The sequence below is a fragment of the Flavonifractor hominis genome (assembly GCF_040095835.1).
Classification (GTDB): domain Bacteria; phylum Bacillota; class Clostridia; order Oscillospirales; family Oscillospiraceae; genus Flavonifractor; species Flavonifractor hominis.
Genome location: NZ_JBBMFT010000001.1, coordinates 410357 through 423978, shown reverse-complemented (window position 1 = coordinate 423978; position 13622 = coordinate 410357). Strand labels below are relative to the sequence as shown.

Below are 13622 nucleotides of genomic sequence, written 5' to 3'. Positions count from 1 at the left end.
CGTATGTCCTATTGCGTCCATTGCGGTGTAGAGCTGGATGCTACTGCATCCTTCTGCCCGCTGTGCCATACGCCGGTACTTGATCCGGCACAGCCGGTGGATACCGTTGGCCCCAAGTATTTTCCGACCCAGCGAGGGGAAGTGCCGCCGGTTGCCAAGCAGGAGCTGGCTCTGCTGATTACGTCCATGCTGGCCTCTGTAGCGGTATGCTGCGGTATCCTCAATGTGTTTCTGCGTCCCAATGAAGGATGGTCATTGTATGTCATTGGCGCGGCAGCAATGCTGTGGCTCTGGCTGGTGCCGCCATTGCTGGCCCGTGGGATGCACCTGCTTCTGCGGTTGCTGGTGGATATCCTGGCAGTTGCTTTATATGTCTACCTCATTGCTTTAAATCTAAATGGCCGCACCTGGTTTTTGGGGTTGGCAGCCCCCATTATTTTATGGGGAGGAGCCGTGTTGTTGCTGCTGGGCCTGGTTTTGCGGGTATACCGGCGTTCCTTGCTCAGTACATTGACGATTTTGTTAGGCAGTATAGGAGTGTTCCTGCTTGGGGTAGAGTTTTTTGTAGATCGCTGGCTCTATCATATGTGGGATCCTTCCTGGTCACTGGTGGTGCTCACGGTTTGCTTGGGGCTGGTCATTCCACTGATTGTCATTCGCCGTGTTCCTTCTCTTCGCGAAGAAGTGCGCAGGCGCTTTCATCTATAATCACATAAAAAAGAGACGTTCTGCAGTGTGCAGAACGTCTCTTTTTTCACCTAGTCTACTGGCGGCAGTCGATCCTCTTCACGAGCGGCAGGGGTGTCCCGGTGGAGAGAGGATGCGATGGAAATGGCTCCACGACCAAAGCGGCAGCGGATACCATCCATGGTTTTTTCCAGCTGTTCCAGTTTATCACGGCGGGGGATGGCATCTACGGCGAACAGACTGACTTGCTCACCGGCACTTGCCTCATCCACCAGGTTTTGTGCAGTGACGGTCAATGCTCGTACTGGCGCAGTGGGCTCCCAGCAAGTATAGAGCAATTCCATGGCCGCTTCCGTCAGGTCACGGGACACATAAGTTGGTGCGTCCAATCGTTTTTGACGACAGATATCCCGAAACGCCGGATCCCGAACCGTGATTTGCAGCGTAGTACATTTGAGATGATGTTCCCTCAGACGTGCAGCCACCTCGTCGGCCAATTCAGATGTAGCGGTGCGTAGCTGAGCCCATCCAGTGAGATTGTGCGGGAAGGTGAGTCCGTTGCCAACGGATTTTGGCCCGGGTTGGTCTCGGGCGGGAATGACCGGGGCGTGTTCTGCTCCGGTGGCGTAGTCATGCAGGGTATAGCCCTGCTTTCCTAGAATACTGCCCAAAACCTCCCGGTCCGACCGGGCCAAGTCCCCAATGGTGCAAATTCCATACCCTTCCAGTACCGCTGCTGCAGCCCGACCGACAAACAGCAGATCCGTAACAGGGAGGGGCCAGAGCAGCTGCTGAAAATTATCCCGGGTAATGACGGTGGTGGCGTCCGGCTTTTTGTAGTCGCTGCCCATTTTGGCAAATACTTTGTTGAAGGATACGCCGACTGACACGGTGAGGTGCAGTTCCTCTCGCAGTACACGCCGGATCTCGTCAGCCAGAGCTTTGGAGTCGCCACCAAAGAGGTGGAGAGTTCCAGTCACATCCAGCCAGCTTTCATCGATGGAAAAGGGCTCTACCAGGTCGGTATAGCGCTCGTATATGGCGTTTACCCTGCGGGAGTAATCCCTGTATTTCCAATGATGAGCAGGGAGAAGAACCAGGTTTGGACATTTTCGGCGGGCCTGCCATATGGTCTCAGCGGTTTGGACACGGAAGGATTTTGCAGCTTCGTTTTTGGCCAATATGATACCGTGCCGAGAGGCTGGATCACCGCAGACAGCCACCGGCTGACTCTGAAGTTCCGGGTGATCCAGCAGCTCTACCGAGGCGTAAAAACTGTTCAGGTCACAGTGTAAAATGACACGGTCCATATTTTTGCCCCCCTTGCTCTCTATTATAAGAAGCACCGGGGCAAAAGTCAAACTGATGTTCTATCTTTTTTGGAAGCACGTCGGCGGTAAAGCAGAAGAAGTACGACCACTCCAGCGGCAGCTGCTGCGATGCTCCACAGCAGGATAGGAGTAGTGGTAGAAGCGGTCAGGACCACGGTTCCGTCTCCAGGGGCCTCAAAGACCAAATAACTGCCATCCCGCTGGGCCTCGACGGGAAGGAGATTGCCGTCCTGATACAGTGCAACACCGTCTGCATCGTCAGCCAACACGCGTAAAGTAACCGTATCCGGGGTGATGGTTCCGTCGGTGATGGTATAGTCATAGGCGGCGACCGCTCCGGAAACAGGCCGGTCATCCCGCATTTGGACGGTCAGAAGCGCGTTGGGGGAGAAATCTCCCTCGGCCAACAGCAGGGGACGTGTCCCGCCGGAGGAAATGGTGGTTACCCAGTCCTCATAGACTGCTTCTACTGTCAAACTGCGAGTAATGTAGTCGCGGTCGAAGGGAGCCCATTCTCCATACCGTCCGCCGTCACTGGGCACCTCTGGAAAGTCGGCAGAGGCCAGCCGACCGCCATAAGGTACGTCGATACATGCCACTACCTGGTCTCCGGCCTGAAACGTCACAGAAAAAGAGAGAAAATCCTGTGGGACAGTCTCCAGTTTGGAGAACTCGGAGAAGGAGAGAGGGGTGGTCTGACCTTCATAATCGATTCCGTCCACACCTACCGCATCTTCCCGGAGATAGTAGTTATCGGACACGGTACCGTCAGCCCAACCGGCAACGGCCCCTTGACGCTCTCCGTTGCCGTACAGGCGAGTCATGGCGGCACAATTCTGGATGTCATGCCCTTCGCCTACGATTCCACCCAAACTGCTGTCGCCTGACAAATCGGCCTGAGCGGCACAGCTGCGGATGAGAGCGCGGGAGAGTCCGGCGATGCCACCCACATAATTTCCGCCGTCTGCAGATACCGAACCCATGCTGGTACAGGAGAGGGTGGCTCCTACCTCAGCCCGGCCCAGAATGCCGCCGGCACACTCGTTCTTGGCTGAGACATCGCCCCGGTTGTCACAGTGGTATACAATGGCTTTCAGCAGGGTGGTGGTGTCCACCAATAGATGTTCTTCATCCAAATCCAGGTTCAGATCCTCTTCCGGATCCATAGACAGTTCAGGAGACACGATGCCGGCGATACCGCCCGCATTGGCATCTGCCTGAATTTCACCCTCGTTCCGGCAGTCACACACCCGACCAGGGCCACTCTGTGCTGCCTGTTCCGAGGTGTTCTCTTCAACGGTCTTTTCTGGGGTTTTGGTCAGCCCGCTGATGGCTTGGCGTACCGCATCCAGCTGTTGGATAATGGCGGTGGTCGTATCGTAGAGCTGCTGATTGGCCTGTGTGGCGCCCTGCGTCATTTGGGTAACCTGATCGCCAATCGCATCCAGGTGCTGATCAAGTTCATCCAGCCTCTGTTGTCCTTTTTCCTGCAGAGTGGTACGGTACTGATTCAGCGTGTCTTCTATGCGATTCATCTGGGTATTGACCACCCGCAGCTGCTCTACACTGCCATCGCTGAACGCTTTGGCGTGAGTATTAAGGGCGGAAATGGTGGTCTCCAGTGCAGCGGAGGCCTGCTGCATGTCGCCTTTGGCGTCAGATATGGATGAGCTGGTATCCGACCAGAGTTCACTCAGACGATCGGCAAGACTATGTACTTCGGACGGTAGATTTTTCAGATGGGTATTGATCCGGTTGATACGGCCCTGCAGATCGATGGAGCCGATACCATAGCGCTCATAAGCTTCCAGTACGCCGCTCAGGTCGCCCTGACCGAGAGATTGAAGTGCCTGCTTTCCGAATGCTTCTATGTTATGGACATCCTGGGCAGTACCCTGTATTTCGGAGACCAAACCGTTGCGCTCATATTCCAGCAAGTCCAGGGTGAAGGATACATTTTCTGCCGTATCGGAAAGGCCGGAATCCAGTGCCCCGCTCAGAGAGGAGAGACCTTTTCGCAAGGCGGTAATCTGAACGTTGATTTCTTCCAGATCGCTGTTGGCAGACTGGGCAAAGGCATCCACCTCATCCAGCAGTGTTCCCATAGCGCTGTTGATGGCTTGCACGCTTTCATAAACCGGATCTGCAGCGGCAGCGGTGTCGGCACTCAGATCTGAGGCCAATCCATCGGCTGTATCCTGGATGGCGGAGAGAGAACTTTGGATTGCAGAGGTATCTCCGATGGCGTTGCCAGTTACAGTATGTACCTGTCCGGCAAACTGACTCATGAGAGCCGAGAGACCGCCCAGCGCCTCATCCAGTTGATCTATGGGACTCTCCCCGTAGCTGAGGACAGTATAGGGCTCAAACTGCCCTACGATCCCGCCCACATCCTTGCGGCCCAGAATGGCTCCGCGGTTAGTGGAAGAGAGGATGGTCCCGTCCTGTCGCCCGGCAATGCCGCCGGTATTATAGCCGGTGTGAGAGTATCCCACCGTAGAGGTATTAACGCAGGACTGGATGGTGCCACTGTTAAGCCCAGTGATGCCACCGGTGTCGGTGGCGGCATCGTTGCCGCCGGTATTGATTTCACCCTGGTTGGTACAGTGGTCGATGAGTCCCTCGTTGTGCCCGGCGATGCCGCCGCTGTGGGTGTTACCGGTGACCTCTGCTTTGTTGACGCAGCTGCGAAGCACACCGGTACTGCCGTTAAATCCAACGACCGCACCCACATCCTCGTCACCGGTTACATCACCGGTGATCGTAACCGCTTCGATGGTACCGTAATTCTCGCCGGCCAGAATACCCACCTGGTCCTGAGAACCGCCGGGTGCCACAACACCGTCCAGTGTCAGGTTTTTTACGAGTGCCCCTTCGGCCAGGGTGCGGAATAGGCCGGTTTTGGAGCCCTTGTCCAGCCAGGTGAAGCCGGTGATCGTGTGCCCGGCGCCGTCAAAGGTCCCGCGGAACACCGGGATAGTGCTGAAGTCTGTACCAGCTAGGCTGATATCTTCAGCCAGTACCACGGTACGGCCTTTGGACCAGGTATCCGAGGTGCAGTCTCTCGCCAGTTCGATCAAATCTCTGGCATCCCGGATGGTGATGACGCTGTCCTCCGCCTGGGCAGTGGGCAGAAGTCCAAGGCCAAGCGCCAGGGCTAGCAGCAGTGTGGCGCTTCGTCTACGGAAATCATTCATGGTTATTCTCCTCCGTTTCGTCGTCATTCTGCCGCCTGCTCTCAATAAGGGCATCAACGCTGCCATGGAGGATACCTTTGAATTCTCCATCAATAAAGCCAGACACATGGCCGCGCACGTGGCCATCCAAACGCATGGTTCCATTCTGGAAACGCTGCTTCCGGTCCCGGTTGAGGGTAATGGCTGTACGTTCGATGAGGGTGTCACCCAGAACCAGCAGCTGGGGCAGGACCGTCATAACCAGGATGATGGAGGTAAGCGTGCCCCGGCCCAGGGTAGCGCCGATGGAGGAAATAATGGTGTCCGTGGAGAGCTTGCCGATGAGGAACCCAGCTACCGTCATGATGGAACCGGAGGTAAGGATCGTGGGGAAGCTCTGGTTGAGGGCCTCAATAGCGGCAGACTTCCGGTCCAGAGTAGTTTTCAGCTGTAAGTATCGGTTGGTAATCACAATGGCATAGTCAATGGTAGCGCCCATCTGAATGGCGCTGACAATCAGATAGCTCATGAAAAACAGATTGGTATCCGTCAGGAAGGGGAAGGAGAAGTTGATCCAGATGGAGCCTTGGATAGTGAGTACCAGCAAGATGGGTAGACCCGCCGATTTAAAGGTAAACAGCAAAATGATTACTACAAAGAGCACGGTGAGTACGCTGATTTTCAAATTATCTCCCGTAAAAGAGTCGGCCAGATCCCGGGCGTTGGTGGAATTGCCCACCAGTACCACGTCATTTCCGTAGTATTCACTGGCAATGGAGCGGATCTGATCCAGAAGCGCGCAGATTTCGTCCCCCTCCTCAGGCAGATCGGCAGTAAAAACCAGGCGGGTCCAGTGCTCACCCTGCAATTGGCTGAGTCCGTCATCCAGCGCTTGCTGCAGCTGTTCTACTTGAGACTCCTGCTCGCCCGTAAGATTGACCACGCCCTTGTCCTTCTGTTCCAGGAGAAACTGGAAAATATCCACCAGGGGTACGGAGTAGTCATCCGGATTTTGGAAAATAGCACCGTACTCCTCAACGCTCAGCCCATATGCCTGATAGAGGAGTCGGGCCAACTCAATGTCTACCCCGGCCAACTCGGAAAACTGCCGGGGCGTCATTTTATCCGTGAGGTAACGGCCATCTTCTACCTCAATGTTGGCCAGGCCGGTGGCCGATGTTACGTGGTCCAGGGCCTTCACCTGGCGAAGAATGGCACCTTCGCTGTCATAATTGCCGCGCGGGACCAGTACGGCAATGGTGTTGGTGTACCCAAAGGTTTCGTTGATCTTATCCATGGCGATGCGGGTTTCCGGGCGGTTACCGGAGTTAGTGGAATTGGTCGAAAATACATAGTCGCATCGATTGGAACAATAAATGCCTCCTATGATACAAAAGAGGAATACCACGGGCAGGACAAAGCGCAGCTTCATCACAAGCCGCCCCCACCCGGCGATGGAGGGAACCAAGTTGCGATGTCGGGTACGCTCGATTCCCCGGTTGAAGAGCATCAGCAGCCCAGGCATCAGTAGGAAGACCGACAGCATGGAACATACGATGCCCTTCGAGAGAACGATACCCATATCAAAGCCGATGCGGAACTGCATCAGCATTAGTGCCACCAGACCAGAAATAGTCGTCAGGGAGGAAGAGGAAATCTCCACAATGGCCTTACTCAGCGCCGTGATATCTGCCTCCCGAGCATCCAGGCCGTTTTCACGTTCTTCCATGTACCGATGGCAGAAAATGATAGCGTAGTCGATGGCCAGAGCCAGCTGGAGAACCACCGCGATGGCATTGGTAATAAAGGAAACGGATCCAAGAAGAAAGTTGGTCCCCATATTTAAAACAGCAGAGACCACAAAAACGATAAGAAAGACCACTACTTCCAAATAGCTCTTGGAAGTGAAGAGAAGAACGGCCACAATCACTGCCGCAGCAATGGCCAGAATGACACTCATTTCCTTCATCAAGCTGTCCGAATCATACTGGTCACCGCTGGGGAAGACATAACTGTCGTAGGGCGCGACCAGATCCCGGACGGCCTGAAGGGCAGATTTTGCCTCTGTACTGCCCTCCTCTCCGGAGAAAGAAACCGAAAAAAGAGCAGAAGAGTCCTTGTAATGCTCTTCGCTCTGATCAAAGGCAACGGAGGATACACCGTCCAGTGCGGCCAGATCATCCCCAATGCTCTGAGCTTGGTCATAGGTTACATTGGAGAGCATTACCTGGGCAGAGGCCAGAGTAGTAAACTCTTCTTCCATCAGGGTCAGGCCACGCCGGGTCTCGGTGTTAGCTGGGAGATAAGAGGTAATATCGTTGTTGATCTCCACTTTATCAATGGAGTTGCCGCAAAAAAGTACAGCTGCCAAAAATACCAGATAAAATGCTTTCCGCTTGTCGACGATAAAGCGAGCCAGTTTTGTTATTGCGGTTTCAGAATTTGAATTCTGGGTCATAATATTCAACCTTTCTGAAGGGAAGAGGGCGACTGAGGAATAAAACGCTCCACATGCTGTATCAATACTTCATCGGAGATCATTGTACCGTTGGTAACCCACCAGCGCAGCAGGGAGAGCAGTCCACCTGCATAGAAGCGTGCTGTGATTTCTGGATCCAGATCAATGGTTCCGGTCAATTTGGTACGCAAAGCCTCTGTAATGATCTCATACAAAACATCGAATTGTGTATCATGTTCACCCGCCAACAGCATAGCTTTATGAGCCTTTAAAAATTCAAAAGCATTGTGGAACAGAGCCATAAAGTATTCTTTGGGCCCGGTACGGGGGTCAAGCGAAGGATCCACAGGCTCGAAGGACCGCTCCAACTCCCCGATGGCATAGCGCAGCAGGGCCTGCTTGTCATCAAAGTGGGCGTAAAAGGTAGTACGGTGTACCATGGCTCGCTGGCAGATGTCCACCACTGAGATTCGGCTGAATGGACGCTCCTCCAGTAGGGTAAACAACGCCTCGGTCAGATGCTTGCGAGTACGGCGCTGCCGCAGGTCCTCGTATGAGGAATCATGCTGTTTCATAAATCGTCCGCTCCTTTTCGTTTGCATGGTGAACACAATAGCATGATTTTCTACATATGTCAAGATAAACAACATCTGTAGATAAAGATGGGAGTAAAGAAGAGAAGGAAGTGATTGACGTAAGAAAAAGAGAAGGGTATGATTATGTTAGCATATTAAAGAAATAAGGAGCGTGCTGCCAATGAACCCCATTGCCGAAGAAAGTATGAAGCTGCACCGTGAGAAACGTGGCAAGCTGGAAGTTGTGCCTACCGTTCCCCTCAACGATGCCCATGATCTGTCTGTGGCGTATACGCCCGGTGTAGCGCAGCCCTGTCTGGAAATTCAGAAGGACGTGAGCAAGAGCTATGAGCTGACCCGGCGCTGGAACCTGTGCGCAGTGGTGACCGATGGCTCGGCCGTACTGGGATTGGGTAACATCGGGCCGGAGGCAGGTATGCCGGTAATGGAGGGCAAATGCGTGCTCTTCAAACAGTTTGGCGGGGTGGATGCCTTCCCGCTGTGCATTAAAAGCCAGGATGTGGATGAGATCGTACGCACGGTCTACCTGCTCTCTGGCTCCTTCGGCGGAATCAATCTGGAGGACATTTCCGCGCCCCGCTGCTTTGAGGTGGAGCGCCGGCTGAAAGAGTGCTGTGATATTCCCATCTTCCACGACGACCAGCACGGTACAGCGGTGATTACCTTGGCTGGTCTGATCAACGCTCTGAAGGTAGTGGACAAGCAGAAGGAGGAGGTCCGGGTCGTAATCAACGGCGCAGGTGCGGCAGGCCTGTCGGTTTGCCGGCTGCTGTTTTCTGCCGGTTTCCGGCACATCACGCTGTGCGACAAGAGCGGAATTCTCTGCGACGGTGTCACTGAGGGGATGAATCCCTATATGGCTGAAATGGTTCAGAAGACCAATCTGGAGCATAAGACCGGCAAATTGGCTGACGCGTTGGTGGGGGCAGATATATTCTTGGGTTACTCCGCACCCAACCTGGTAACGGCAGACATGGTACGTACCATGAACCGGGATGCGATCATCTTTGCCTGTGCCAATCCAACCCCCGAGATTTTCCCGGAGGAGGCCAAGAAAGGTGGTGCGGCGGTCATCTCTACCGGCCGCAGCGACTATCCCAACCAGATCAACAATGTCATGGTATTTCCCGGGATTTTCCGCGGGGCCTTTGACGTGCGGGCCAGCGATATCAATGAGGAAATGAAGATGGCTGCCGCTATGGCTCTGGCAAATCTCATTTCTGATGAGGAGCGTTCCCCCGAGTACATCATTCCAAACGCCTTCGATCCGCGGGCTGCCCAAGCGGTAGCTGCTGCTGTAGCGGAGGCTGCCCGGAAGAGCGGCGTGGCCCGCATCTGAGCGAAATAAAAAAGCCTTCCCACCGGTAAAAATGGTGGGAAGGCTTTTTTATATTCTTATACCCGGCCAATGTCTGTCCGGAAATGCATATCCTGAAAGTGGATATGTTGGGCGGCGGCGTAGGCACCGTTGATAGCGGCTTCCAGATCGGAACCGGTGGCGGTTACCCCCAGTACCCGACCACCGTTGGTGAGGACGCTGCCGTCCTCCATCAGGCGAGTACCGGCGTGGAACACCACAGCCGTCCGGCCAGCTTCTTCCAAGCCTGTAATGGGATATCCCTTTTCATAGCTTGCGGGATAACCGCCGGACGCCAATACCAGACAGCAGGCTGCACCATCTTTCCAATGTACATCCACCTGATCCAGAGTTCCAGTCCGGCAAGCCTGGAAAATGTCCATAAGATCGCTGTCCAGCAGGGAGAGCACTGCCTGGCATTCCGGATCACCAAAGCGGGCGTTATATTCCACGACCTTTGGACCGTCAGGGGTGAGCATCAGGCCGAAATAAATCACCCCACGGAAGGGACGGCCCTCCGCCTTAAGTGCGGCTACAGTAGGAAGGAAAATCTCCTCCATGCAGCGCTTGGCAATCTCTGGAGTATAGTTGGGGGAAGGGGAGATGGCGCCCATCCCGCCGGTGTTGGGACCAAGGTTACCGTCATAGGCGCGCTTGTGGTCCTGAGAGGAGGGCATGGGGACCAGGTGCTCCCCGTCGCAGAAGGCCAGAACGGTCACCTCAGGGCCTGTCATACATTCCTCAATGACGACTCGGGCACCGGCGGCCCCAAACTTGTGATCGCCCATCATGGCCCTGACGGCCTCTTCGGCTTCCTCCACGGTCTGGGCTACCACAACCCCCTTACCCAGGGCTAGGCCGTCGGCCTTTACCACAATAGGAGCGCCCTGGGCCTGTACATAGGACAGAGCCTGCTCCATATCGGTAAACGTCTCGTAGCGAGCAGTGGGGATGTGATACTTGGCCATCAGGCTCTTGGAAAAGCTTTTGCTGGACTCAATGATGGCGGCATCCGCTGTGGGACCAAATGCGGGGATTCCGGCAGCATCCAATGCATCAACCATCCCCAGGGCCAGCGGATCATCAGGGGCAACCACTACAAAGTCAATTTTGTGCGCGACAGCCCAGTCTACCATAGCCTGTACGTCGGTGGCTGAGATCGGTACACACTGCGCCAATGCGGCAATCCCTCCGTTGCCGGGCGCGCAGTAAAGCTGATTCACTTTCCGGCTTTTTGACAGGGCCCAGGCAATGGCGTGCTCCCGGCCACCGCCGCCTACAATCAGTACATTCATGCAAAACACCTCATTATAGCACATTGCTCAGAGCCCAAAGCCCCAGCAGATGGGCCGGATAAAATACATAGAAGAACCACTTGTTTTGAATGCCTAGCTGTCCGCGGTATCCAGCTAACAGCAGCAAAGAAAGCTCGGCGCACAAGCCGTATATTCCGTAAAGCGAAAATACTTGCGCAATATAACCACCAAATGCTGCCTGGGTCATCGTGGACAGAGCGGCCAACAGTTGTCCCAAGGGGAGATAGATCAGGTAAAACAGCGCCAGGCCAATCCCCATGCAGAGCAACTGTTTTTTTCGCTCCTCGCCGCAGAGATAGAGGGAAAAGACCAATACCACTGCTGGAAACCCATAGTCCGTGTTCAGAAGCAGCGCCAGCACGCAGGAAGCAAACAGGGGCAGTGCTGCTACAGCGGGACCCCGGTTTCGCCTGGAAAGCTGTTCAAAACCATAAATGGCGCATGCGCTCAAAAAGAAGCTGAGCATAATACTGCCGCCCCAGACTCCGGTGAGGAGTGTGTAAGGAATCTGAGCAATCAGTGTAAACAGCCCAAGCCGAAACAGGTAGCGGGAGAAAAAGCGGGTCCTGCGGCACCCCTCAGCCAGAAAATAGGCAAAGATGGGGAACGCCAGCCGCCCAATGAGTCGTGGCAGAAGGTCCAATGCAGCGGGCAGTCCCAAATCGGAGGCCAGATGAGGGAAGGCGACCCCGATATGGTCAACTAGCATGAACAGAGCGGCCAGAGACTTCAGGAATGCGGCACTCAGGCCATAGCGTTGCTTCATCAGTGGTGGAACAGACGCATCCCGGTAAAGGACATGACAATGCCGTACTTATTGCAAGTATCAATGACATTATCGTCCCGGATGGAACCACCAGGTTGGACAATATACTCCACGCCACTTTTACGGGCCCGCTCTACATTGTCGCCGAAGGGGAAGAAAGCATCACTGCCCACCGTTACACCAGACTGAGTAGCGATCCAAGCCTTTTTCTCCTCAAGGGTGAGTACCTCCGGCTTCACTTTAAAGGTATTTTGCCACACGCCTTCGGCCAATACGTCCTCGTACTCGTCCGAAATATAGACATCAATGGCGTTGTCACGATCGGGGCGGCGGATCCCATCCACAAACTGCAGACCAAGCACCTTGGGGTGCTGACGCAGCAGCCAGTTGTCAGCTTTGGATCCGGCCAGGCGAGTACAGTGGATACGGCTCTGCTGGCCGGCGCCCACACCGATGGCCTGGCCATCCTTCACATAGCAGACCGAGTTGGACTGGGTGTACTTGAGCGTAATAAGGGCAATGAGCATATCCCGCTTGGCCGTCTCCGGCAGATCCTTACGCTCAGTGACGATGTTCTCCAGCAGCGCTTCATTGATCGCAAAGTCATTGCGGCCCTGCTCGAACGTGATGCCGTAAACGTCCTTGCGTTCCACATGCTTGGGAACATAGTCGGGATCGATCTCGACCACGTTGTAGCCACCCTTACGCTTGGTCTTGAGAATCGCCAGAGCTTCCTCAGTATAACCAGGAGCAATGACACCATCGGATACCTCCAGCGCCAAGTAACGGGCGGTTTGGGCGTCACATACATCGGAGAGGGCGGCCCAATCGCCGTAGGAGCATAGCCGGTCGGCACCGCGGGCCTTTACATAGGCGCAGGCAATGGGGGACAGGTCCATATCCTGGGCAAAGTAGATCTGCCGCTCTACGTCGGTGAGCGGGGTACCAACTGCAGCTCCAGCAGGCGAGACATGCTTAAAGGATGCGGCAGCAGGCAGACCGGTGGCCTGTTTAAGCTCTTTTACAAGCTGCCAGGAATTGAAAGCATCCAGGAAATTGATATAGCCAGGCTTGCCATTGAGGACACGGATGGGAAGTTCACCATTTTCCATAAAGATACGGGCGGGTTTCTGGTTGGGGTTGCAGCCATATTTCAGTTCCAGCTCGGTCATGTTCATACCTCCAATGAAAAAGGGCGGGCGGTCACGGTGGCCGCCCGCCAGGCTTATGCGTGCTTATTATAGATCACAGTTTCCCAATCACCCATTCTGCGGTCAATATAGCGCACGAACAGAGAGACCTTATTGTCCTCGTTCAGGCTGTCCCACAGCAACTGGGCAAACTCCTGGGGCGTCTGGCAGGGAATAGATACCTGCTCCGGCTCTCCCTGGAAAGAGGGCAGGGGAGTGCCATCACCCATGTAGGTGTGGATAAAATGCCCCTGTCCAGCCAGCGGGGCTTCATAGTCAAAGAAGTAGCGGCGGCAGGACGCAGGGTCACCGTCTGCACTCTTGAGAATAGAGAGGGTATACGCCCCGTTTTTCTGTACAAGGCCGGAAATGCGAGGGGTGTAGTTAGGCTCATCCGGTTCAAAAGTGCGGGTTGCAAGCGCTTCTGCAAAGCTTTTACCTGCAGCAAGACCTTCCCGGATGGTATCGGTCTGATCACCGTTGGTCACAATGGTAGAGGTGCCAAACACCCGCACAGGGGCATAGATGATGAGGGATGGGTCCGTCATCTTGGAAGGATCAAAGGCCTGGGTGCGGATTCCGTCCGGGGTCTCTACAAAGACCCGGTTGCGGGAGTTCTCACTGCGGCCCATGATGAAATAGGCAATGACAGACTTATCCCCATCAGGGGAGGAACCAATTACAATACCCCGTCCGGGATAAGGGTTTGCGCGCAGCAGCGCGGTCAGGTCCAGATTGTTCATGT

The 13622-nt window shown here is 54.8% G+C and carries 10 protein-coding genes; 2 read left to right on the top strand and 8 right to left on the bottom strand.

Translation table 11 applies throughout. From position 1 onward, the window contains the following. Nucleotides 1-3 precede the first annotated feature (3 nt). Nucleotides 4-708 carry a DUF6320 domain-containing protein gene (locus WMO45_RS02125; protein ID WP_349139004.1) on the top strand — a complete coding sequence of 235 codons (705 nt, stop codon included), beginning with the start codon at nucleotides 4-6 and terminating at the stop codon, nucleotides 706-708. Nucleotides 709-758: 50 nt separating this feature from the next. On the opposite strand, the gene dinB is transcribed toward WMO45_RS02125, so the two are convergent. The 4 genes from dinB to WMO45_RS02105 are packed head-to-tail and all read right to left on the bottom strand — an operon-like array spanning nucleotide 759 to nucleotide 8227. Next, nucleotides 759-1997, bottom strand: coding sequence for a DNA polymerase IV (dinB, locus tag WMO45_RS02120; RefSeq protein WP_349139003.1), 1239 nt, complete (start codon nucleotides 1995-1997; stop codon nucleotides 759-761). A 47-nt stretch (nucleotides 1998-2044) separates the two neighbouring features. Continuing rightward, nucleotides 2045-5215 carry a peptidase gene (locus WMO45_RS02115; protein ID WP_349139002.1) on the bottom strand — a complete coding sequence of 1057 codons (3171 nt, stop codon included), beginning with the start codon at nucleotides 5213-5215 and terminating at the stop codon, nucleotides 2045-2047. Beyond that, nucleotides 5208-7652, bottom strand: coding sequence for an efflux RND transporter permease subunit (locus tag WMO45_RS02110; RefSeq protein ID WP_349139001.1), 2445 nt, complete (start codon nucleotides 7650-7652; stop codon nucleotides 5208-5210). Before WMO45_RS02110 ends, WMO45_RS02115 begins: the two co-directional genes overlap by 8 nt. A gap of 5 nt (nucleotides 7653-7657) precedes the next feature. Further along, entirely contained in the window at nucleotides 7658-8227 is a 570-nt protein-coding gene (locus WMO45_RS02105; RefSeq protein WP_349139000.1) for a TetR/AcrR family transcriptional regulator, read from the bottom strand. A 181-nt stretch (nucleotides 8228-8408) separates the two neighbouring features. Between WMO45_RS02105 and WMO45_RS02100 the strand changes: the two genes are divergently transcribed. Further along, nucleotides 8409-9587, top strand: a complete 1179-nt coding sequence (locus WMO45_RS02100; protein WP_349138999.1) for an NAD(P)-dependent malic enzyme — start codon at nucleotides 8409-8411, stop codon at nucleotides 9585-9587. A gap of 56 nt (nucleotides 9588-9643) precedes the next feature. Here the strand turns inward: WMO45_RS02100 and purD are convergent, their stop codons facing one another. Genes purD through WMO45_RS02080 form a run of 4 tightly spaced genes read right to left on the bottom strand, consistent with a single transcriptional unit; the run spans nucleotide 9644 to nucleotide 13620 of the window. Then, nucleotides 9644-10900: a phosphoribosylamine--glycine ligase gene (purD, locus tag WMO45_RS02095; RefSeq protein ID WP_349138998.1), complete on the bottom strand. Its 1257-nt coding sequence runs from the start codon at nucleotides 10898-10900 to the stop codon at nucleotides 9644-9646. A gap of 13 nt (nucleotides 10901-10913) precedes the next feature. Next, entirely contained in the window at nucleotides 10914-11687 is a 774-nt protein-coding gene (locus tag WMO45_RS02090) for a TraX family protein (protein WP_349138997.1), read from the bottom strand. Then, nucleotides 11687-12859, bottom strand: coding sequence for a phosphoribosylaminoimidazolecarboxamide formyltransferase (locus tag WMO45_RS02085; RefSeq protein WP_349138996.1), 1173 nt, complete (start codon nucleotides 12857-12859; stop codon nucleotides 11687-11689). The genes WMO45_RS02090 and WMO45_RS02085 overlap by 1 nt, the downstream gene beginning before the upstream one ends. A gap of 53 nt (nucleotides 12860-12912) precedes the next feature. Then, nucleotides 12913-13620 (bottom strand): IMP cyclohydrolase, encoded by a 708-nt coding sequence (locus WMO45_RS02080; protein WP_349138995.1) that lies wholly within the window; start codon nucleotides 13618-13620, stop codon nucleotides 12913-12915. Nucleotides 13621-13622: the final 2 nt, after the last annotated feature.